The 23,432-nt window shown below is 35.7% G+C and carries 20 protein-coding genes; 13 read left to right on the top strand and 7 right to left on the bottom strand.

Annotated elements, in window-relative coordinates; genetic code table 11:
• Window positions 1-61: 61 nt before the first annotated feature.
• Window positions 62-799 (bottom strand): L,D-transpeptidase family protein, encoded by a 738-nt coding sequence (locus tag TX86_RS20790; protein WP_052343801.1) that lies wholly within the window; start codon window positions 797-799, stop codon window positions 62-64.
• A gap of 487 nt (window positions 800-1,286) precedes the next feature.
• On the opposite strand from TX86_RS20790, the gene TX86_RS20785 reads away from it, so the two are divergent.
• The 5 genes from TX86_RS20785 (at window position 1,287) to TX86_RS20765 (ending at window position 6,121) form a co-directional block, all read left to right on the top strand.
• Window positions 1,287-2,108, top strand: coding sequence for a basic amino acid ABC transporter substrate-binding protein (locus TX86_RS20785; RefSeq protein WP_042351859.1), 822 nt, complete (start codon window positions 1,287-1,289; stop codon window positions 2,106-2,108).
• 93 nt (window positions 2,109-2,201) lie between these two features.
• A complete protein-coding gene (locus TX86_RS20780; protein WP_042351857.1) occupies window positions 2,202-2,858 on the top strand; it encodes an amino acid ABC transporter permease in 657 nt (218 codons plus the stop codon).
• A complete protein-coding gene (locus TX86_RS20775) occupies window positions 2,855-3,577 on the top strand; it encodes an amino acid ABC transporter ATP-binding protein (RefSeq protein ID WP_042351855.1) in 723 nt (240 codons plus the stop codon). The genes TX86_RS20780 and TX86_RS20775 overlap by 4 nt, the downstream gene beginning before the upstream one ends.
• A 284-nt stretch (window positions 3,578-3,861) precedes the next feature.
• Complete coding sequence (yunB, locus tag TX86_RS20770; protein WP_042351853.1) at window positions 3,862-4,623, top strand: sporulation protein YunB; 762 nt, start codon at window positions 3,862-3,864, stop codon at window positions 4,621-4,623.
• Window positions 4,624-4,756: 133 nt separating this feature from the next.
• Entirely contained in the window at window positions 4,757-6,121 is a 1,365-nt protein-coding gene (locus TX86_RS20765) for an aspartate kinase (RefSeq protein ID WP_042351852.1), read from the top strand.
• Window positions 6,122-6,160: 39 nt separating this feature from the next.
• On the opposite strand, the gene TX86_RS20760 is transcribed toward TX86_RS20765, so the two are convergent.
• Together TX86_RS20760 and cls are read right to left on the bottom strand one after the other, a co-directional pair.
• Complete coding sequence (locus tag TX86_RS20760) at window positions 6,161-6,397, bottom strand: hypothetical protein (protein WP_042351851.1); 237 nt, start codon at window positions 6,395-6,397, stop codon at window positions 6,161-6,163.
• A 200-nt stretch (window positions 6,398-6,597) separates the two neighbouring features.
• On the bottom strand, window positions 6,598-8,049 hold the full coding sequence (cls, locus tag TX86_RS20755) for a cardiolipin synthase (protein WP_042351848.1): 1,452 nt from the start codon (window positions 8,047-8,049) through the stop codon (window positions 6,598-6,600).
• A 208-nt stretch (window positions 8,050-8,257) separates the two neighbouring features.
• Between cls and TX86_RS20750 the strand changes: the two genes are divergently transcribed.
• The 3 genes from TX86_RS20750 (at window position 8,258) to TX86_RS20740 (ending at window position 12,722) form a co-directional block, all read left to right on the top strand.
• Window positions 8,258-10,000, top strand: a complete 1,743-nt coding sequence (locus TX86_RS20750) for an ABC transporter ATP-binding protein (RefSeq protein ID WP_230203697.1) — start codon at window positions 8,258-8,260, stop codon at window positions 9,998-10,000.
• Window positions 9,978-11,804 (top strand): ABC transporter ATP-binding protein, encoded by a 1,827-nt coding sequence (locus tag TX86_RS20745; protein WP_042351845.1) that lies wholly within the window; start codon window positions 9,978-9,980, stop codon window positions 11,802-11,804. Before TX86_RS20750 ends, TX86_RS20745 begins: the two co-directional genes overlap by 23 nt.
• 591 nt (window positions 11,805-12,395) lie before the next feature.
• Window positions 12,396-12,722: a hypothetical protein gene (locus TX86_RS20740; protein WP_154663187.1), complete on the top strand. Its 327-nt coding sequence runs from the start codon at window positions 12,396-12,398 to the stop codon at window positions 12,720-12,722.
• Between the two features lie 114 nt (window positions 12,723-12,836).
• Here TX86_RS20740 and brnQ read toward each other — a convergent pair whose 3' ends face one another.
• Window positions 12,837-14,156, bottom strand: a complete 1,320-nt coding sequence (brnQ, locus tag TX86_RS20735; protein WP_042351842.1) for a branched-chain amino acid transport system II carrier protein — start codon at window positions 14,154-14,156, stop codon at window positions 12,837-12,839.
• A gap of 270 nt (window positions 14,157-14,426) precedes the next feature.
• On the opposite strand from brnQ, the gene putP reads away from it, so the two are divergent.
• The 4 genes from putP (at window position 14,427) to TX86_RS20715 (ending at window position 20,773) form a co-directional block, all read left to right on the top strand.
• Complete coding sequence (gene putP, locus TX86_RS20730) at window positions 14,427-15,890, top strand: sodium/proline symporter PutP (protein ID WP_042351840.1); 1,464 nt, start codon at window positions 14,427-14,429, stop codon at window positions 15,888-15,890.
• 213 nt (window positions 15,891-16,103) lie between these two features.
• Window positions 16,104-17,300: a DEAD/DEAH box helicase gene (locus TX86_RS20725; protein WP_042351839.1), complete on the top strand. Its 1,197-nt coding sequence runs from the start codon at window positions 16,104-16,106 to the stop codon at window positions 17,298-17,300.
• Between the two features lie 127 nt (window positions 17,301-17,427).
• Window positions 17,428-18,612 (top strand): methionine gamma-lyase, encoded by a 1,185-nt coding sequence (gene megL, locus TX86_RS20720; RefSeq protein WP_042351838.1) that lies wholly within the window; start codon window positions 17,428-17,430, stop codon window positions 18,610-18,612.
• 418 nt (window positions 18,613-19,030) lie between these two features.
• Entirely contained in the window at window positions 19,031-20,773 is a 1,743-nt protein-coding gene (locus tag TX86_RS20715) for a methyl-accepting chemotaxis protein (RefSeq protein ID WP_042351835.1), read from the top strand.
• A gap of 245 nt (window positions 20,774-21,018) precedes the next feature.
• On the opposite strand, the gene TX86_RS20710 is transcribed toward TX86_RS20715, so the two are convergent.
• Both TX86_RS20710 and TX86_RS20705 read right to left on the bottom strand, forming a co-directional pair.
• Window positions 21,019-21,291 carry an acylphosphatase gene (locus TX86_RS20710; RefSeq protein ID WP_042351834.1) on the bottom strand — a complete coding sequence of 91 codons (273 nt, stop codon included), beginning with the start codon at window positions 21,289-21,291 and terminating at the stop codon, window positions 21,019-21,021.
• 83 nt (window positions 21,292-21,374) lie between these two features.
• The gene (locus TX86_RS20705) at window positions 21,375-21,653 is read right to left on the bottom strand and encodes an acylphosphatase (protein WP_195892936.1); all 279 of its coding nucleotides are present in this window, start codon (window positions 21,651-21,653) and stop codon (window positions 21,375-21,377) included.
• A 154-nt stretch (window positions 21,654-21,807) separates the two neighbouring features.
• Between TX86_RS20705 and fabG the strand changes: the two genes are divergently transcribed.
• Window positions 21,808-22,548: a 3-oxoacyl-ACP reductase FabG gene (fabG, locus tag TX86_RS20700; RefSeq protein ID WP_042351831.1), complete on the top strand. Its 741-nt coding sequence runs from the start codon at window positions 21,808-21,810 to the stop codon at window positions 22,546-22,548.
• Window positions 22,549-22,655: 107 nt separating this feature from the next.
• Here fabG and TX86_RS20695 read toward each other — a convergent pair whose 3' ends face one another.
• Window positions 22,656-23,204 carry a thioredoxin family protein gene (locus TX86_RS20695; RefSeq protein WP_042351830.1) on the bottom strand — a complete coding sequence of 183 codons (549 nt, stop codon included), beginning with the start codon at window positions 23,202-23,204 and terminating at the stop codon, window positions 22,656-22,658.
• Window positions 23,205-23,432 lie beyond the last annotated feature (228 nt).

Raw genomic sequence — 23,432 nt, 5'->3', positions numbered from 1 at the left:
TTATCTTAAAAGGAAGAGGGTTCCAGCACATACGGAGCTAAACAGTGCACTTGCGCTGTTCTTATAACCCCATCGCCTGCGCTGTTGTTGCGCCTACCATGCCGTTTGGTGATAGTTTCTTACTTATTTGGAATTGCTTAACGGCACGTTCTGTTCCTGCACCGAAGGTTCCGTCAACTCCGTTAGGGTTAAAACCAAGTTGTAGAAGGCGTTTTTGAACAATGCGCACGGCTTCATTACGATCACCTTTCTTCATGAAAGGTAAAGCGACATTTACATTACCACTTGCTTTATATCCATTAGCTGTTGCGATGGCATTGAAGCCTTTAGTTGAATTTGTGATGATAACGGGTGTGTTGACTGCAACATGATCAAACAACCATTGGATTTGTTCATTATACATGCGTACACAACCAGCGCTTACGTAATTCCCAATGGATGCAGGATTATTATTTCCGTGAATGGCATAGGTTGTTCCCCATGTACCTCTTGCATTAATACCTAACCAACGGTTGCCTAGCGGGTTTTTTGCACTACCTCCAGGTATATTTCCAGCATAATATGGTCTGTTTTTGATTTTATTTACAATGTTAAATTTACCTTCTGGTGTCATAGATGCTTGTCGACCCGTTCCAACAAGGAATAATTTTGTTATCCTCCCATTTTCATAGTAGGCTAATTGATTGTTCTTTTTATTAATAATAATCAGTTGTTGACCTGCTGCTTCCGTTGTTGGAATGAATGAAGCAAACATACAGAACACAAGTACAGCAAGTAAAATCCTAATCTTCTTTCGCAAACAAATTCCCTCCTAAAAATAATCACCTTAATATAAGTATGAATGTAGCTATAAAAGTTGTTAATGTTAAGTTCAGAATATTAACAACTATAAGATTAAATAAGTATATTATGAAAGTATTATAGATTTAATAGGCTTCTTTTCCTAATTTATTCCGCTCCTAATGGTTTATAAATGAATACTCTCTGAATATAATACATTGGATAAATAGGGAAGAAATAACAAGTGAAAAATATTTCTACCTTTTTAGCTTGTATGAATTAGATTGATGAGATGCTTTCTATTATTTTAGCAATCTAATAATCTATACTTTTGTACGTTAAACGAATATTGCGATAAAGTATTATAACTTTTTAAAAATTTAATCAAAAAATAAATATTCATATAGTTGCATAAAAATAAGTGTATGTTATAATATATTGATATATCAGAAGGTTATAAAACATACGTACATTTAATAGACAACAATATGAAGGAGTTTTTCATCATGAAAAAAATGACGGTTGGTTTTATGCTGTTATGCGCCTTTTTACTAGCCTTAACAGGTTGTGGAACGAAAGATAACAGTAAAGATTCAGGAGATAAGGCAGAGAAGAAAACATTACGTGTCGTAACAGATGCAGCTTATGCACCAATGGAATTCTTAGATAAAGATGAAGTAAAAGGTTTCGATGTTGACTTTGCAAAAGCTGTTGCAGAAGCAGCTGGATATGATGTGAAGGTAGATCATGTTGGATGGGATCCAATGTTTGTAGAGTTAGATAATAAGCGTGCTGATATGGCGGTAGCGGCTATTACTATTGATAAAGATCGTAAGAAAACATATGATTTCACACATCCATACTATCTATCTACTTTAAAGATTTTAGTTCCAAAGGGAAGCTCAATTAAAAGCGCAGCTGACTTGAAAGGTAAAAAAGTAGCTGTACAAGGTGGAACTACAGGTAATATTGCTGCTGAAAAATTACTAGGTAAAAATAGTGAAAATATTAAAAAATTCGAAAGTAACAATCTAGCAATCATGGAATTAACTAAAGGTGGAGCAGATGCAGTAGTTGCTGATAGTGCTATTGTGGATGAATATGCGAAGAACAATCCAAAGGATAAATTGACAGTTATTGAAGATAACGCAGCTTTTGGAGCTGAATTCTACGGAATCATGCTTGCAAAAGGAAATGAGGATTTACAAAAAGAACTGAATAAAGCGATTAATACAATCTTTGAAAATGGTAAATATAAAGAAATTTATCAAAAATGGTTTGGTATTGATCCAGATATAGAATTATTGAAAAAACAACAAGAGAAATAAGAACATAAGCTAAAAATTGCGTAACAGACTTTCAATAGTTACGCAATTTTTGCCATTTATTTTAGTAAATGAACGAACTCAGGAGGATATTGTATGGATTTTCGCTTCGATATAATAGTGGAGTATGCGCCTTTTCTATTAAAAGGAACACTATATACAATTGGTTTATCATTTGTTGGGATTCTATTTGGGATGATCCTAGGTTTGCTAATTGGTTTAGGGAAAATGATGCGCAACAAATGGCTATCGTGGCCATTTAAATTATATATTACGGTGTTTAGAGGAACACCATTACTAGTACAAGTATTAATTATTCACTTTGGTGTTGTACCTATGTTCATGGGGGATACAAATGCAGTTCTTGCTACGGCAGTTGCGTTATCTCTTAACTCAGGTGCTTATATTGCTGAAATCTTCCGTGCTGGTATTCAATCGATTGAAAAAGGCCAAATGGAAGCAGCTCGCTCTCTGGGGATGACACACATCCAAGCGATGAAGCATGTTATTTTACCTCAAGCGACGAAACGTATTATTCCACCGCTTGGAAATGAATTTATCGTCCTTATTAAAGAATCATCTATAGCATGTATTATTGCGGCTCCAGAGCTTATGTATTGGGGAAGAGCGATGGGGTCACAGTACTTTAAAGTTTGGGAACCATACTTAACTGCGGCTGTTATTTATTTGATTATAACTGTTTCTTTAAGTTATGTATTAAATCGTATTGAAAGAAGGCTGGAAACAAGATGATAAAAGTCGAACAGCTGAAAAAATCATTTGGAAAACATGAAGTATTAAAAGATATAAATGTAATGATACAACCAAAAGAAGTTGTCGTGGTAATCGGTCCTTCTGGTTCTGGTAAATCAACGTTTTTGCGTTGTATTAATCTGCTAGAAGAAATTACTGGAGGACATATCTATATAGAAGGCTTAGATATCGCCAATCCAAAGACGGATATTAACCGTTTGCGTATGGACGTAGGTATGGTATTCCAACAATTTAACCTGTTTCCACATAAAACAGTACTTGAAAACATCACGCTTGCTCCAACTAAAGTAAAAGGAGTTCCTTTGGAACAAGCAAAGCAAAAAGGATTAGAGCTATTACGTAAAGTAGGACTTGAAGATAAGGCAAATGCGTATCCAGACTCATTATCTGGTGGACAGAAACAACGTGTAGCTATTGCTAGAGCATTAGCTATGGAGCCAAAAGTGATGCTCTTTGATGAGCCAACCTCAGCACTTGATCCAGAAATGGTTGGTGAAGTGCTTGAAGTAATGAAGCAGCTTGCCAAAGAAGGTATGACAATGGTTGTCGTAACGCATGAAATGGGATTTGCGCGTGAGGTTGGAGATCGCGTGATTTTCATGGACGAAGGATATGTAATTGAAGAGAATAAACCAGTTGAAATCTTTGAACACCCACAGCATGAAAGAACGAAATCTTTCTTGAGTAAGGTTTTATAAGACGATTCATAAGCCGGCAGAAGTGATTTTGTCGGCTTTTTTAGAAGATAAGAAAGTATATAATTTTGAATGGTGTCTAGCTCCAGCGCCCAGCGACTAGTAGATTTCGCCCATCTCCCTACGATAAGTCAACACGAAAAAGGCTACTGCCTCTTCGTATTTCCTTTATCTCAGTCGAAGTGCTCCAATCTATACGTCGCAAAGCGGGCGCTTACGCTTTTCTTAGAAATTTTCATTTTTTCTAGTGAACAGGCATATGAATGTTCCAAAGGGGCTGGTTCCTTATGAAAAGATGGAGATATCGAACAGGAATGAAAGTGCGACGTAAGCCTTTAAGTATGCCTAAGGTATTGTGGTATTCTTTTCTCATTTTTTTAGGCTTTAATTTTATGTCGCTCTGGTTAGTTGATAAGGCAATTACACCAATCATTAAAGATGTAGCAAAGACAGAAGTGAAGCGTATTGCAACGGAAGCGATTGATGAAGCAGTTTATAAGAATATAAGGAATCAAGTGGATCTTGATGAATTAATAATAGAAAAGAAGCGGGATGGGCTTCCATCGACATATAGTTTTAATCCGAAGGTCTACTATGATGTGTTAACACTCACAACGAAGGATATTGAGAAACGATTAGGAATTAAGCATATGGATGATAAATCTAGTCGTAATATTAATGATGTACAAGATGCTCAGATTCAAAATATTGTGTATAAGATTCCTCTAGGCGTAGCAACGGGGAATTCGTTATTAGCAAACTTTGGTCCAGAAATCCCTGTCGAGTTATCGTTAGTTCGAGATGTAGAGTCTAAATTTCGAACAGTAATGACAGATGGAGGAATTAACAACACTTTGTTAGAGTTGTTTGTTGATTTTGAACTAGATATCCAAATTGTAATTCCTTACTTTTCGGATGAAGAACCAATAAAGTTCCAAGCGAAAATTGGTGATATATTTATTCCTGGTGAAGTGCCAGAATATTATAGTAATGGTGGGAGTTTACCACCGCCTGTTAAGGTTGAAACCAAGAAGAAGGAAGTTAAATAGCTATATTTTTATGAAACTCGTAAAAAAATCGTCTATTTATGTGATTAAGATAGAAAAGTGTTGCAAGTTTTATTCCGAAAGTTCATAATAATATAAAATTATCTGAGTATTTTAACGTTTAGGAGAGGTCAGAATGAAAGTTGTAAAATTTGGAGGATCTTCATTAGCGTCAGGAGAGCAATTGCAAAAAGTATATAGCATTGTTATGAGTGATCCTGAAAGAAAGATTGTCGTCGTTTCAGCACCAGGAAAAAGGTCGTCAGACGATATTAAGGTAACAGATTTATTAATAGAGTGTGTGGAGCAATACTTAAGTAATAGCAAAGAAAATGCACCGGTTGCAACTTTATTGGAAAGATATTCAAGCATTGCACAAGAATTGAATTTACCGAAGGATGTAATGGAAGCAATTGAAGCAGATATTTATAAAGTACTTGAAGGCGACCAAAGCAAACCTGAGAAATATATGGATGCTGTGAAAGCAAGTGGGGAAGATAATAGTGCGAAGCTTATTGCAGCTTTCTTCCGTAGCATGGGTACAGATGCGGTTTATGTAAACCCGAAAGATGCAGGTCTTTATGTAAGTGATGAGCCAGGTAATGCTCAAGTATTACCACAATCCTATGAGAATTTGTATAAGCTAAGAGAGTATGAGGGAATTGTTGTATTCCCAGGTTTCTTTGGATTTACACTTGATGGGGAAATTGCTACATTCTCTCGTAGCGGTTCTGATATTACAGGGTCAATTCTGGCTAATGGTACGAAAGCGAAAGTATATGAGAACTTCACAGATGTTGATGCAGTGTATTCTGTAAATCCTACAATTGTAGAAAACCCTAAGGAAATTAAAGAGCTTACTTATCGTGAAATGCGAGAACTTTCTTACGCAGGTTTCTCAGTGTTCCATGATGAAGCGTTAATTCCTGCATTCCGAGCAGGTATTCCTGTAAACGTAAAGAATACAAACAATCCTTCTGCTCCAGGAACATTAATTGTGAATGAACGCCATAATACAAATGGGCCTGTTATCGGTATTGCATCTGATAAAGGTTTCTGTAGTATTTATGTAAGTAAATATTTAATGAACAGAGAGTTAGGATTTGGTCGTAAGTTAATGCAAATCTTAGAAGACTATGGTGTGTCTTATGAACATTCACCATCAGGTATTGATGATATGACGGTTGTTCTTAAAGAAGATCAGTTAGATCCAGAAAAAGAAGCGAAAATCGTTGCAAGAATTTATGATGAATTACATGCCGATAAAGTTGAGATAGATCATGGTTTGGCACTGCTTATGGTCGTAGGTGAAGGTATGCGTCATAATGTTGGTACAACAGCGAAGGCTTCACAAGCACTTGCTGATGCTGGTGTTAATATTGAAATGATTAACCAAGGTTCTTCTGAAGTAAGTATGATGTTCGGAATTAAAGCTGTTAATGAGAAGAAAGCTGTTAAAGCATTGTATGATGCCTTTTTTGTAGGTGTGCCTGCTTTATAATAAACAAAAAAAACACTCCTGTTATGGGAGTGTTTTTCATTATTCGCAACAACAATCATCTAATTGTTGAAGTAGTAGTTTATATATCATATAGCCAATTAAAGAAACGAGTAGAAATATAATGTGAAATGTTATGTATTGAATCAATGGATGCTGAACCCTACATGATAACGTGTCTTCAATAATTACAATGATCATGAATGAAGTCATCATAATAGAGAACTTTCGTAGCTTATTTTTTGTTTCGGTTGGATTACTTTCAGTTGCGATTGTCATAAATGCACCCCTTATTTAAGATAACACAAAAGATGGAAAATACATTGTATTTTTGTATGGATATAGAAGATTTAAAGCATAAGAAGTTTGATCAAGTGAAATTCACCTTCCAATGTAGCTAATCTTATAAGTAAAGAAGCTTATTCAAAACATTTGAATAAGCTTCTTTTGGGTTGTTTAAGCGAAAGAGTGTGGCCTTCTTATAAAATTGGTGAAAGTAATCTTGAAATAGATTCTTTAAAACGGATGAAATAGGAGCGTTTACTATACTCCATTAATGTTAATCGATGACAGAACTTGATATCATCTGTAAAAGCTTGAGCAAGTTGCTTAGACACTTTGCAATTATAAATAAAGGCGTTTACTTCAAAATTTAGACGGAAGCTGCGTACATCGATATTAGCTGTACCAACTGACGATACTTCTTCATCAATGATAATCATTTTAGCGTGAATAAAGCCATTTTCATAAATATATACTTTAGCCCCTGTTTTTAATAATTCTCCTATGTTGGACAGGGTAGCCCAATAAACGAACATATGGTCAGGTTTGTTCGGTATCATGATTTTAACATCTTTTCCTGTTAAACACGCCGTTCGAAGGGCATCGAGTAAGCTAGCGTCTGGTATGAAGTAAGGTGTTTGAATTAGAATGGATTTCTTAGCTGACATAATCAATTTAATATAGCCAAGTTTAATTTGTTCCCATTCTGAATCAGGCCCACTAGTGACGATTTGAACTCCTACATCCCCATCAACCTTTCTAGGTGGGAATAGTGAAGGGTTATACGCAATATCATGTCGATGAGATGCTTGATTCCAGTCAAGGATAAAGCGTATCTGCATGGCATATACAGCACTTCCAGTAAGACGTAAATGCGTATCACGCCAATATCCAAACTTTGGATTGTGTCCTAAATATTCATCACCTACATTAAATCCACCTACGTACCCAACGTTACCATCTATAATGACAAGCTTTCGGTGATTTCGATAATTCATGCGGAGGTTAATAAGGTGAAACTTAGACGGGAAGAAGACTTCTACTTCTCCTCCTGCTTCTCTTAGTTCGGCGAAGGCTTTCTTTTTTAAACCACGTGAACCTAATTCGTCGTATAGAACACGTACTTTTACGCCTTCTTTTGCTTTTTTGGTAAGTTCTGCGATTACTTCTTTTCCTAAGTTATCATTTTTGATGATGTAATATTGCATATGGATGAAACGCTCTGCTTCTCGAATGTCTTGAATTAGATTTTTGAACTTTTCTTTGCCGTCCGTAAAAATGGTTACATCATTATTTTCAGATAATAGGGCACCATTATTCGTTAAATGCATATAAATTAAATCAAAATGCTGCTTTACGGAGATATTACGAAAGGAATATGTATTTTCTTTCAATTCGATTGCTTGTTCTGTAATCATCTCTTTTAATCCGATTTTCTTTTGATCATCCCATTGAAATAGTTTCTCACGCCTTAAATTTTGACCGAAAGTTAAATATAGGACAAACCCTAGTAGAGGTATGAAGAATAAGACAAGTAGCCAACCCCAAGTGGAGGAAATATCTCTTCGCTCTCGAAAAATTACGAAAATCGCTAGGAAAATGTTTAATCCTAAACAAACATTAATCGTTATACTCAGTATATGATTCATATGTATAGGTCCTCTTTCATGTAATTAAATCGTTATTCAATTATTATAATACGCAAATTCTTTAGAGTGTAGCAAATCAATTGTTCTTGAAGATAGTGTGAGATGGAAGTTAAAAAATTCGGAAAAAAAACCAAAAAAGGGTAAGATATATATACTTATCGGTTGTGGAAAACGGATGCACAGCTTTTCTTCAAAGGGGGGCGATGGTTTGAAAGTGATTGGGCAGTTTCTAAAACCGTATAAATTAGCTGCGGTTATTGCCATTATTTTTATGTTAGCCGAATTGGCAGTGGAATTATTCCAACCATTACTAATGGCTCAAATAATTAATGAAGGGGTAATGAAAGAGAATTTACATATTGTTATTGTCTGGGGAAGCGTAATGATTTTGTTTTCAATCCTAGCTTTTATAGCAGGGATTGCTAATACATTTTATGCGTCTCATGTAAGCCAAAGCTTCTCTTATGATATGAGGAAGACGTTGTTCAAACGTGTTCAATCATTATCATATTCTCAATTCACAATCTTTCCAAAAGGTTCATTGATGACGCGGCTAACGAACGATGTACAACAATTGCAAGTAACTGTATTTATGGTGTTACGCATAATGCTAAGAGCTCCTTTACTTATAATTGGTGGATTGGTAATGGCTTTTATTGTACATCCTTCGTTAGCAATGTTTCTTGGCGTGGTTGTTCCGCTTTTATTTGTATTTGTTGTTAACCTTTTCAACAAAGGCGGGAAGATGTTTAAAACTGTTCAGCAAAGATTAGATCAAGTGAATAATGTGATGAGTGAGAATTTAGCAGGGATGAAATTAATTCGTGCTTTTCGCAGAAGCGATTATGAGATTAATCGTTTTGAAGAAGTGAATAAGCAATTAAAGGAACGAACAGCTTCTGTTCTCCGCTTCATGGAAGTAACTATGCCGGCACTTTTATTATTAATGAATATGACAGTAATTTGTATTCTGTGGTTTGGAAATAAAGAAATTATGGTTGGAACAGCTAATGTTGGTGAGGTTGTTGCAATCGTAAATTATTCGACACGTATTACTTCTGCTTTATCCATGTTTTCCTTCCTCATAGTTATTTTTTCACGGTCGAAAGCATCTGCTTCAAGAATTGAGGAAGTTTTAGAAACACCGGCTGATATGAGTGATACGGCAAATGATGAACAGATAAAACAAATAAATGGGGAAGTTACATTTGAAAATGTAGGTTTCTATTATCAAGATGAAACAAGATGGGCACTGAAAAATGTTTCTTTTTCTGTTAAGCCGGGTCAAACGTTAGCAATCTTAGGTGCCACAGGCTCAGGGAAAACAACTGTCATGCATTTAATCCCACGATTGTATGATACATGTGAAGGTAAGGTATTGATTGATGGTGTAAACGTAAAGGATTATAACCAAGATTTCTTACGAAAACAAATCGGCATTGTGCCACAAGAAGCTTTACTTTTTACGGGTACAATTAGAGAAAATATATTGTGGGGTAAGCATGATGCGACTGATTCGGAAATACAAGCAGCTTGTGAACATGCTCAAATCGCTGAAACGATTAAGGAATTGCCGGAACAATTAGATACATTAATTGGTCAAAGAGGTGTGAATCTATCAGGAGGACAGCGCCAACGATTAACGATAGCTCGTGCATTAATTCGTAAGCCTAGTGTTTTGTTGTTAGACGATAGCACAAGTGCATTAGATTCGAAGACGGAACAAAAACTCTTAAAGGCGTTAGCTTCTTATAACGGGACAAAAATAATGGTGACACAAAAAATTAGTACGGCTCTTCATGCGGATCGTATCATGCTTTTACTGAATGGAGAGAAGGTAGCTGAAGGAACACATGAAGAACTACAGCGACACTCTTCTCTATATCGAGACATTATCACGTCTCAGCTTGAAGGAAGGAGAGAGAGCAATGTTATGGAAACAACTAAGTGAGCCATTTCATTATGAAAAAATCCTCCAATCAAGTGATTTTGAAAAGAAAATAACTAAAAAGAAGGCAAGAGCAAATGATACAAAGACAACTTTAGGAATCATTTGGCGTATGCTGACATTACAAAAAGGATTATTCTTTTTTGTGTTGTTTTTAGTAGTGATTAGCTCAGCGTTAGCATTAGCTGGTCCAGTATTAATAGGAAGGGTTATTGATGATTATATAGTTGCAAGGAAGCTGAATGGCTTGTCTACTATATTGTTCATGTTAATAGCGGTATACATTGTTTATTCACTATCATCTTGGTTACAAAATATTATCATGATTGGCATTGCTCAGCGAACTGTATTAAGTTTACGTACAAAGTTATTTAGTCATCTACACAAATTGCCAATTGCATTCTTCGATAAGCGCCAACAAGGAGAATTAATGAGTCGAGTAACTAATGATATTGAAAATGTTAGCTCTACTTTAAATAGCTCGGTTATTCAAGTGTTTTCAAGTACACTTACACTGATTGGAACACTCTCGGTCATGCTGTATCTTAGTCCGTTACTAGCTTTAATCACGATGATTATCATTCCAGTTATGTTTCTTGGGATGCGATGGATTACAAGTAGAACCGGTAAGCTATTTCAAAAGCAGCAGCAAAGCTTAGGAGAGTTAAATGGTGTAATTGAAGAAAGCATTTCTGGGCAGACGATTATTAAAGCTTTTTCTGCTGAAAGTAAGGTTAATGAACAATTTTTAGATAAAGTAGAGAAGCTTAAATTAACGGGATTTTGGTCGCAAACGTATTCGGGGATGATTCCCAAACTCATGAATGTGTTGAATAATGCTAGTTTTGCAATCATTGCTGGTGTAGGGGGTATATTTGCTCTTAAAGGGTGGATTACTATTGGCGTTATTGTCATATTTGTGGAGTTTGCTCGTCAGTTTACACGTCCGTTGAATGATTTAGCCAACCAATTTAATACGTTATTATCAGCGATTGCTGGAGCAGAGCGGGTATTTGAAATATTAAATACAGAAGAAGAAGGTATTGATGAACGAAACAAAGATGTTTTGCGGGATGTGAAAGGAGAAGTAAGCTTTCAGAATGTATCTTTCTCATATGAGGAAGAGGGTTCTACTCTTCGACATATTACGTTTACTGCAAAACCAGGCGACACAGTAGCACTTGTTGGACCAACAGGAGCAGGTAAAACGACGATTATTAATTTATTATCTCGTTTTTATAATTATAATGAAGGTGTTATTACAATTGATGGTGTTGATGTTACCTCTGTCACTCGAGCAAGTGTGAGAAAGCAAATGGCATTCGTATTGCAGGAATCTTTTTTATTTCAAGGAACTATTGAAGAGAATATTCGCTATGGTAGATTAGAGGCCAGTGAAGATGAAATAATCGAAGCAGCTAAGTTAGCTAATGCTCATTCGTTTATTGAACGTTTGCCGAATGGTTATCAAACGATGTTAAATAACGGAGGGAGTGGCTTAAGCCAAGGGCAAAGACAATTACTTGCCATAGCACGAGCTATTCTTGCTAATCCTATTATTTTGATTTTAGATGAAGCTACAAGTAGCATTGATACAATTACAGAATTGCATATTCAACAAGCATTGAAGCGACTTATGAAAGGGAGAACGAGTTTTGTAATTGCGCATCGTTTAAATACAATTAGAGAAGCAGATCAAATTATCGTCCTACAAAATGGAAGCATTATTGAAAGAGGTTTGCATCGAGAGTTAGTCCAGCAAGCGGGTTTTTATCATGATCTTGTGGAAGCAAGTTTACAAAATTAAATTGAATAGAGGGTATCCCCTATAGTAGGATACCCTCTTTTTATGTTGCAGAGCTTTTTTCGCTCAGATATAATTCTTTCTTTATCTTTGAAGTTGGGTTTCGGCAGTGGTATGTTCTTACCTAAACGATGTAAGCCCTACCTCTCATACATCCCTACGGCTCCGAAGCCGATCCGGTGTGAATAGGTTCTTTAGAACAACTACTGTACTAAATGTTGACCGATTCAAATGTTGATGCCTCCTGAGACAACCATATTTTTTATTTTTGAATGTTTTACCGCTCAATTTACTTCTTACTTAAGAGAAACTTCATAGATATAACAAGAAACAGAAGTAGTGAATCCACAATTCGCTACTGCAAGAATACTATGCAAAGCTCTCCATTATATTATCCTGTATAGGAAGTTTTAAACATGGAATATTTAATTCAGAAAATTTATGTTTCACTGAATTCATATAATGTTTACATTATTAAAGGAAATTATGCATGGAACATGTTAAGATGAACTTAACAAGGGAATTTCCAGAATAATTAATATGTTGAATTTCTTTGAAGAAATTATTAAAAAGCAAATTGGGTGGGTGATAGTTGTGAATATCCTTACAATTATTGAATTGGATAATTCAGAAGTGGAAAAAATTCTAGATGCTTCAATTGTTTTTCAAGAAGAAACAGTTTATGAAAATGTTATTTCGACTTGTGTCGAAGGCTTCAAGTGCAACAGAACAAATGAAATACTAGATTCGGATCATGCAATGGAAAAAGTATTTGTTATGTTAAAAGCAAATCACTATATTCCATCAGAAATCCAAGATTTTTCTTATGAACTTTCATCATGTGAAAGAATTAAAAGCAACACCCCAGAAAAAGACGAGTTACCTAAAATGGTATCTATCTCTTTCTCGCAATGCGTATAATTATAACATAATCTAAATCAGATAGCTAGTGATTTAGTTTTAGGATAATAGTATAGCATAAAAAATAAAAAGGTTCACTGTAATACGAAATGTACAGTGAACCTTTTTATTTTCTTATGCTTCAGTCGGTTTATGTGTAAACTTGTGGATGATTAATCCTATAATAATTCCTACAATACCAGGCAGAATCCAGCCAATGCCAAGTTCATAGAAAGGCATTATTTGTAGTAGGTTTGTTATTTTTTTATCTAATAAAGTGTTGTTTAACGTATCTAGAATACTGAAAATAGCTGTTAATGAAATACCTAATACATATACTACTCTACTGCTATTAATCAGGTCATCCATGAATACTAAAAGAATGAGTACAACGGCAATTGGATAAATCATGCCAAGTACAGGGACTGAGAATGACAAAATTGCGTTTAAGCCCATATTAGCAATGAGGCCACTTAGAACAGTGAGGACGATAGCCCATTGTTTATAACTGAGTCGAGGTATCAAGTTTGTGAAATACTCACTACAAGAGATAACAAGTCCGATTGATACGCACAAACAGGCAATAGTAAAGATTGCACCTAGTAGGATAATACCTCCATTACCAAATAATTGTTCCATAACTTGTGTTAGAACTGAAGCCCCATTATCGGTTTCGCCAAAAGCAGCGCCACTAGAAGCTCCTAGAAAGCCAAGGATACTATAGATGATAGCTAGAAGCGCACCTGCACCAAGCCCTGCAACCATCATAGAGAAGGAAATACTACGTTTGTTTGTAATACCTTGTGTACGAATAGTATTGGCTATCACTATACCAAATGCAAGGGATGCTAATAAGTCCATTGTTAAGTAACCATCTAAGAAGCCTTTGAAAAATGGGCCTTCACTATAAGCTTCAGTAGGTGATGTTGTTCCTCCTAAAGGAGTCACAATACTCTTTATTAAAATAATTAATATAAGAACAAGTAAAGTAGGTGTTAATAATTTTCCAAAGCGATCCACAAGTTTACTTGGTGAAAGACTCAGCCATAAAACAATGCAGAAGAAGACGATAGAATAAATGATAAGTGCTATCCCTAACATGCCTTCATCGCTTGACATATATGGTTTGACACCCATTTCAAATGCCACGGTTGCACATCGTGGAATAGCCATTAATGGCCCAATAGAAATATAAATAATAACAGGAAATAGAATAGAGAATAACGGAGAAACTCGGCCGCCGATAACATCTAATCCTCCCAGTTTGGCAACCGCTATAACCCCTAAAATCGGTAAGCCTACTGCTGATATGATGAATCCAGCCATTGAAATCCATGTTTCTGTACCTGATGCTCTTCCTAGGAAAGCAGGGAAAATTAAATTACCTGCACCGAAAAACATCGAGAATAGCATAAAGCTAATAAAAACTAATTGTTTGTTAGACAGTCGTTGCATGTGATACGTTCCTTTCTGAGTTGTTTGCTGTAGATGAGTATAACAATTTAAATATTATATTTCTATATTTTTCTGAAAAATATATGGTGTTCATATGTATAGGTTTGGATAATTATGAGTTATATACTAATATGGCTCTAGTGCTATTTTATTAGTATACCGATTCATTTTTCTTAACAAATTTTTAAATTCTTGTTATCCTGTAGATAAACTATTTTCAGAAAATAATGAAAAAATATGAAAATAATTCTACTTATGGGGGGATACAATTTGGAGTACGGTGTTATTATTTCCATCGTAATCTATATGGCGGGGATGCTTTTATTAGGTTACATGGCCTATAAAAGGACGTCGAACTTAACAGATTATATGTTAGGAGGACGAGATTTAGGTCCGGTCGTAACGGCGTTAAGTGCAGGAGCTTCAGATATGAGTGGTTGGTTACTTATGGGGTTACCAGGCTCTATGTATGTAGCGGGTTTAAGCGCTGGTTGGATAGTAGTAGGTTTAACATTGGGAGCATATATGAACTGGTTATATGTTGCGCCAAGACTACGCACTTATACAGAGATTGCAAATAATTCAATTACTATTCCAGATTATTTGGAAAACCGCTTCAAAGATTCATCTAGAATTTTACGTCTTACATCAGCACTTGTTATTTTAATATTTTTCACATTCTATACGTCTTCTGGGATGGTAGCTGGAGGAGAATTGTTTAAAACAGCATTTGGTATGGATTATCGAACAGGTATTATTGTTACAGCAACGGTTGTTATACTTTATACCTTATTCGGTGGCTTCTTAGCCGTAAGTTGGACAGATACAGTACAAGGATTAATTATGTTCCTTGCCTTAATTACGGTACCGACTGTTACTATTGCAAACATCGGAAATCCGAACATGACATTTGATACAATTCGTGCGATTGATCCTCATTTATTAAAAGCCTTCGAAGGAACGACAGCTATCGGTATTATTTCTTTACTAGCATGGGGACTTGGATACTTCGGACAACCTCATATTATCGTTCGTTTTATGGCTATCTCTTCTGTAAAAGAAATGAAGAAGGCTAGACGAGTGGGGATGAGCTGGATGCTTTTTTCTGTGGTTGGAGCTATGTTTACTGGGCTTGTTGGTATTGCTTATTTTAAGTTAACCAACCAAACATTAAGTAATCCAGAGACGGTGTTCATCGTATTGTCAGAGCAGTTGTTTCCATCCATTATTACTGGCTTCTTGCTAGCTGCGATATTAGCGGCGGTAATGAGTACTATTTCATCTCAATTACTTGTGACATCAAGTGCTTTAACGGAGGATTTCTTCAAGGCGTTTATTAAGCGTAATGCTTCTGATAAAGAACTCGTACTTGTTGGACGCATAGCTGTTCTAATAGTATCACTTATTGGATTAGTGCTGGCGTTAAATCCAAATGAAACTATTTTAAACTTGGTAGGGTATGCCTGGGCAGGATTTGGTGCGGCATTCGGACCTGTTATATTATTGAGCTTATATTGGAAGCGTATGACGAAGTGGAGTGCGTTAGCAGGAATGGTGGCAGGGACTGTTACCGTAATTGTATGGGAAAATATCGAAGCGTTTTCAGCGGTGTATGAAATCATTCCAGGGTTTATCGCTGGGGTTATTGTGATTGTAATTGTAAGCTTATTATCTCCTAAGCCATCGTTACAAATTGAAAAAGAATTTAATGAAGCTGTTCAACAAACAAAGTAAGATGAAAGTTGATTTGTATAAGGCGTGTTACTGTCTTATATGAATCAGCTTTTTTTGTGGAAAAGCTGGATTTCTGAAGCAATATAGCATATGCTAGTCGGAGCTATAGTAGTCTATTTGAGAATAGTTGATAATCAAACGAAAAAAGTTAAAAATAAAAAGTAATTCATTGACGAAAATACACCAGATGAAATGGTATGAAGGAGAATAACTATGAAAACAGCTTCATTTATTCAAGAAATGCCTTCCTTCCTACAAGAAGCATGGAAGAAAGAAGGATTTCAAGCACCAACTAACATTCAAGAACAAGCTTTTCCGTATATAATGGATGGACAAGATGTCATTGCTGAATCACCAACAGGAACAGGTAAAACACTAGCGTATTTACTGCCGTTATTAACGAAGTTGGATATAAAATCGATTCATTTGCAAACAGTAATTCTAGCATCTTCTAGAGAGCTTGTAATGCAAATCCATCAAGAAATCATTAACTGGACAGCAGGTACTGATATTCGCTGTGCTTCATTTATTGGTGGAGCTAACAGTAAACGTCAGCTTGAGAAACTAAAGAAGAAGCCACAAATTGTAGTAGGAACACCAGGGAAAATTCAAGAGCTTATTCAGCAAAAGAAAATGAAAATGCACGAAGTGAAAACCATCGTATTGGATGAAGGTGATACACTACTTGTACCAGAGCATTTTGATACGGTTACAGCTATTATTAAAAGTACGATGAAAGATCGTCAGCTTCTTTTATTTTCAGCCACAGTGAATAATGAAGTGGCAGCTCGTTTAGCAGATTATATAAAAGAGCCAGCTTCTATTTCAATTAAGAAGGATGCTACACTTTCAAGTAATGTTGAGCATATTTACTTCATATGTGAGAAGCGTGAAAAGCTTTATGTACTTGAGAAGATTGCTCGTCTACAAGATGTAAAGGCACTTGTTTTCATGAAGGACATTGTTGACATGGAATTCATCGCGACGAAGATGAAATACAATAAGATGAACATTGCTGCATTGAGTGCTGATGGTAATAAAAGCGAACGTGAACAAGCTATTAAAGGGTTCCGAAAAGGTATTTATCCAATGATGCTTTCTACTGATGTAGCAGCAAGAGGATTAGATATTAAAGGACTTACTACGGTTGTTCATTTTGATTTACCAAGAACATTAGAGCAATATACACATCGCTCTGGAAGAACAGGAAGAGCTGGAAATGATGGTACGGTTATTAGCATCATAACAGCTTCAGAAGAAAAAGAATTGAAGCAATTAGCGAAGAAGCTAAACATACAAGTGAGCAAGAAAGAATTCTTCAAAGGTGGTATTGTAGACGCAAGAAAAACAGAGCGACCTACAGCGCCTCGTTCTACTAAGCGTCCGTCACCTAAACGTAAAAAGAAATAATGGGCTAAACCGACTCTTATCATTTTATAAATGATAAGAGTCGGTTTTTTTGTAAAGTGAATAGCTTACATTTTCTGTGCGTTTACCATACAATGATAATGGAAATGTAATGTAAAGGAGAAAAAATATGGGAGAAAAATTCAATAATATTGAAACAGCGGTTATTCATTTTGGGTATGATTCAAAGAAACATAATGGAAGTCTTTCTGTACCTATATACCAAACATCTACATTTACTTTTGAAAGTGCTGAACAAGGGGAAAAACGTTTTGGAGGAGAAGAGGATGGCTATATTTATTCTCGAATAGGCAATCCTACGGTTGATATATTAACGGAAAAAATGGCGTTTTTAGAAGGTGGAGAAGCAGCACTTGCTTTCGGTTCGGGAATGGCAGCTGTTTCAGCTGTATTACTTTCACTTACAAAAGCGGGAGATCACATTGTATGCTCACAAGGTCTATATGGGTGTACCTTTGGCTTGCTGAATTTAATGCAAGATAAATATAATATTACACATTCATTTAGCTGGCTATCTTCAGTGGAGGATTTGGAGCAGGTGATTAAGCCTGAAACAACGGTTATATACATTGAAACACCCATTAATCCTACCATGAAAATGATTGATTTAAGCATGGTTGCAAAGTTTGCGAAAGAACATGGTGTTACAGTAGTGGTAGATAATACGTTCTCCACACCTTATTTACAAAAACCGATTGAATTAGGCTGCGATGTGGTAGTTCATAGTGCAACGAAATATATTGGTGGTCACGGCGATGTGATTGCAGGTGTTGCAGTTGGAACGAAAGCATTTATGAATACTGTAGAATCCACTACTCAAAAAGATATTGGAGGCATTATGTCTCCATTTGATGCATGGCTATTGCTTCGTGGTTTGAAAACACTACCTGTACGAATGGATCGTCATTGTGAGAATGCGGAAAAGGTTTTTTCTCATTTGAAAGCTCATCCAAAGGTTAAGGCAATATACTATCCAGGAGATCAAGAACATCCTGATTATGCGATTACCCATAAACAAATGAAGAAAAGCGGCGGAGTTATTTCGTTTGAAATTAACGGTAGTAAACAAGAGGCACAAGACTTCTTGAACGCTCTTACCTTATTAAAAATAGCAGTAAGTCTAGGAGATACAGAAACATTAATTCAGCATCCTGCCTCTATGACGCATTCGGGAATTCCTGAAAAAGAGCGTCTAGAAATGGGAATTACCGATCAGCTAATACGATTATCAGTTGGATTAGAAGCATGGGAGGATATTTGGAAGGATATAGAGCAAGCATTGAATGCTATTTAATAAAGAAGACCTAGAATTTCGTTCTTGGTCGTTGTGTAAAGATGAAAAATTATAAACTCCCGCTTCTAATAGCGGGCTTTTTTAATTGTCTAGCGCAAGCGCCCAGCTCTAGTGTGCTTCGCTATCCTTCCTGCGATAAGTCAACATCGAATCGCCTAGAGCGCTTCTTCGTGTTTCCTTTATCTCGGTTTGGAGAGCTCCAGCACATACGGAGCTGAGTAGGGAGCTTACGCTTTTCTTATTCACAGATGTTTCACACTGAATTGTCAAAAAAGGTATAACATTTGAAAGTTTTAAACTACAATTAATGTGTGAGATTATATACATACTTATTAAGGCATGCGTAACAGGGATTTTGGGAGGCTAGAATTTTCACGACTGTAGAGGGGAAATCTATAGGAGTGGAGTGTAGAATATCATGTTTCATTTTATACGAAAAAGTTTAAAAAGAGGCTTATTAGCACTGATTATAGCAGTTATCATCATTATGTTAATTGGTACGATCAGTCTTTTATACAAAAATACGGCTTCCTCTATCAGGGGAACTTTTCAAGAAAACGGAGAATTGGATGCCACACGTATTGCTGCTGAAATTGATGCTAAACAATATGAAAAGTTTTTAAGTAATCCTAGTGGAGAAGAATATCAAGCACTTGTAGACCAATTAAATAATGTTCGAAAAAATAATGGATTTTTTTATGTATACACATTATCAGATGATAACCATGATCTCAAAATAATGGTTGACGGTAGAGATGAGCCAAGTCCAGTAGGTTCAAATGTGACCGGTACAACCTATAAAGATACAGAATCCGCCTTTAAGGGCCAAACAAGTAGTAGCGGACTAACAAAAGATAAAGAATTTGGAGATTACATTTCATCTTTCGCACCAATCAAAAATAATAATGGTGAGGTTATTGGTGTAGTTGGAATTGATGTTGATGCACATTTCTTGAAGGACGTTGAAAAACAAGTCCTAAAGAAAGAATTACCGTCGTTAATCATTATAGTGCTAGTTCTATCCGTTATTATATTAGCGATTATTTTCGTGTTATTAACCAAGGAATTCAAACCATTTGAACATCTTATTACGGCTACTCAATATATAACGAATGGAGAGCTATCAAAAGCAAGTGAAGTATTGAAGCCGAATCAAATGAAAGCTACTAATGAAATTGGTAAGCTCTATGAATCAACTAAGAATATGACAGAAACGATTGAATCACTAATCGGGAAAATGAGAGCTATTGCTGTTAATCTTCATGCACAAAGTACTCATCTAAATAAATCAACAAGTGAGGTAAGTATCGGAGCAGAGCAAGTGACAACCACAATGAGTGAAATGGCTTCTGCTGCTGAATCAGAAGCTAGACTAGCTACTGATTTAAATGAATTAATGATGGAATTTACGAATTTATATCAACAGACAACTTTACAGGGGAATGCTATTGTAGATTCTACTCACGAGTTATTGAAGGAATCGAATACAGGTACGAGTTTGATGAATGAATCAAAAGAACATATGGAAGAAATCTATCAGATTATTACTAATGCAGTAGAGGAAGTTAAAATATTAAATGAGGAGAATAAGAAGGTATCATCGCTTGTAACAATTATTAGTAGCATTGCCGACCAAACTAACTTACTGTCTCTAAATGCCTCTATTGAAGCAGCTAGAGCGGGTGAGCATGGTAAAGGTTTTGCCGTTGTAGCTGGTGAAGTAGGAAAGCTATCAAAAGAGGTTTCTTGTTCCGTTAAAGACATTGATACTATTGTATCTACGGTTACAGATAACTCCCTTAAAATGGTTGAAATATTAAAAGGTGGATTAGAAAAAGTATCAAGCGGAAGAACAAATTTAAACCAAACAGGTGAAACATTTAACAATATTTCTTCATCACTATCTCTTATGAATGAGTTAGCGAATGATATGCACTCACAATTGTCATTGGTATCTGAAAAGGAATCAGCTATTAATCAGTCTATTATGGAGCTTGCTTCTATCTCAGAAGAAAATGCAGCAAGTATTGAGGAAGTATCCGCTTCTGGACAAGAAATTAATTCTTCCATACAATCATTGGACCAACTTGTTAATGAGTTAAATAAAACATCCAATGATTTAAATAAAATCAACAGCCAATTTAAAGTAGAAGAGTCTTAATTGATATAGCAAGAATGGAGCATATATAAGCGGTATTTCTTAATAAAAAAGAGATACCGCTTTGTTATTTTTCGAACCTAAATCATTGAGAAAATCATTCAAATTTGCACTTATCAAAATTAGGAACAATATTGAAAATCAAAAGAGGGTTTTCAAGAACAGCTTGTTTATTTCTGCCGCACGGCTCTTTTGGATTGGGAGTAGTAGCATAAGCATCAATCAAAAATGACCGGTGACAGTTTTTCTTAGTAAATTTGTTTAAACTTATCATAACCATGAATTGTTTCAAGTTCTCGAATGGTCACATTGTCAACCCTTGCAAAACGAGGACCTTTGCGAATGTTATTGATAAAACCTTTTAGATTATGAATTTCACCTTCAGCTTCAATTTCTACATCTCCATTTTCCTTATTTCGAACCCAGCCTTTAATATGATGATTTTCGGCTATTAGAGTGGTGAAATAGCGAAAACCAACACCTTGAACATGGCCTTCTACATTGATGGAAATACGTATCATATGAGTACGCTCCTTACAGACGGATAAAAGTGTCACTTTAATATAGTGTACACCAATATAATGAGACTATGTTGGTGTGTTTTTTATTCCGTTTTTACTTGAAATAATTCATAACCTGTTGAGGTAGATGTTTCACTGACAGTAATGGATTGTACTTTAGCAAAAAGAGGACCTTTGGATACAGATTTTATAAATGCATCAAGATGATCTTGAGCACCTTCAGCTTCAATTTGGACACCACCATCTGGTGTATTACTAACCCACCCTTTAATATGTAGCTTATTTGCTAATTTTGCAGTGGATTTTCGGAAGCCTACTTTTTGCACTCGACCAGTTACATGAATCGTTATAACTTTGTTCAATTTCTTTGCTCCTTTTATTTTTTTGTTTATTTTGGAACTTTTTAGGCTATTTTAACATATGTAAATATTATATATGTGTAAATTACACTGTTGCTTCTGAAAATATGGTAGAATATGGTTTGTGGTTATTTCATAAAAAGCAAGGGGCGAAGGTATGAAATTACAAAATAAAGTAGCGATTATCACTGGTGGAGCAAATGGAATTGGATGGGAAGCAGTAAATGTATTTCTTAAGGCTGGTGCGAAGGTTGCAATTGCTGATTATTCAATTGATGGTGTGAAAGAAAAAATAACTGAACTCGGAGAATATGCAAATCATGTTGCAGCATTCCATGTGAATGTAGCGAATCGAGACAGCGTTAATGAAATGGTTCAAGCAGTGGATGAGCATTTTGGCAAAATTGATATTCTAATTAATAATGCAGGTATAACTAAAGATGCAATGTTAACGAAGATGAGCATTGAAGATTTTCAAAGTGTTATTGATGTTAACTTAACTGGATTATTTCACTGTACACAAGCAGTTGTCCCACATTTGATTCAAAACCAATCAGGTCGCATTATTAATACATCCTCTGTTTCAGGTGTGTATGGTAATGTAGGTCAAACAAATTACGCAGCTGCTAAATCTGGCATTATTGGTATGACAAAAACTTGGGCGAAAGAACTCGGACGAAAAGGAATTACAGTTAATGCCGTTGTACCAGGGTTCATTGCGACTTCAATGGTAGAAACTATTCCTGAAAAAGTCATTGATAAGTTGAAAAGCACAATTCCACTACAGCGATTAGGTAAGCCAGCTGATATAGCAAATGCCTATTTATACTTGGCTTCAGATGAAGCAAACTATGTAAATGGTACGGTCTTACATGTAGATGGCGGAATTATGATGTAGATAAATGCTAAAAGGGATGATAAATGTTCATCCCTTTTTCTTGTTAATGTTATGGTGAGTAAATGCTGAGTTGTGGTTAGTAAAATGAGAGAGAGTCGGGCTCTAATTTATTTTACAAATGTGTGTAGCATATCTTCTTCAACTTGAGACCAAAGAGTGGAATCAGTAGTGTAAAGCTTACCAATCATCGCATAAAATTCTTTAATAACCGTTTCAAAAGCAGGGTCTTCTTGTGGAGGAAGCTCTTTTCGTTTTTCATCTACCATCGTTTGAACTTTTACTGCACGAGGTCCCCATTTAGCGAATTCTTCACCGTTTTCATCGATAAGGACGATGATTGGAATGGAGCGAGCTGTTCCATTTGTTAAATATTGATCCATTAATTCAAGATTTTCATCACGAATGAAATAAGCTGCTTTGATATTCGCTTCTTTAGCAATAGCCATGAAAATAGGTAAATTCATCATAGCATCTCCACACCAATCTGCTGTTAAAACAAGTGCCCGTAAGTTATGTGGCTGCAAAGATTTCGCTTTGTCTGCATCCTTTAAGATATATTGACTTGCGACTTTCTCCATATTATCTCGATTCACAGTCATAGCATTTAAGTACTCTTCCTCGGTTAAACCTTTGTTAAACCAATTGTTTAGCGTCATAATTGTTCATCCTCCTTAGAATTTAGAAAAAGTATGTAGTTCACGTTATGTCTAGCGCAAGCAGCCCAGCTCCTAGTGAACTTACGGTCTTCCTCCCTACGATAAGTCAACAGCGAATCGCCTATTGGCTCTTCGTGTTTCCTTTATCTAAAGGAAGAGGGCGAAAGAATATACGGAGCTAAACTGACGCTTCCGCTTTTCTTAATCGTAGCATGTGTGAAATATTCG

Origin of the sequence: Bacillus massiliigorillae, from assembly GCF_000380245.2 — a bacterium.
In the GTDB taxonomy this organism is placed as follows: Bacteria; Bacillota; Bacilli; order Bacillales; family DSM-1321; genus Bacillus_AD; species Bacillus_AD massiliigorillae.
The sequence above is the reverse complement of the archived record's forward strand: the minus strand, read 5'-3'. Positions and strand labels throughout refer to the sequence as shown.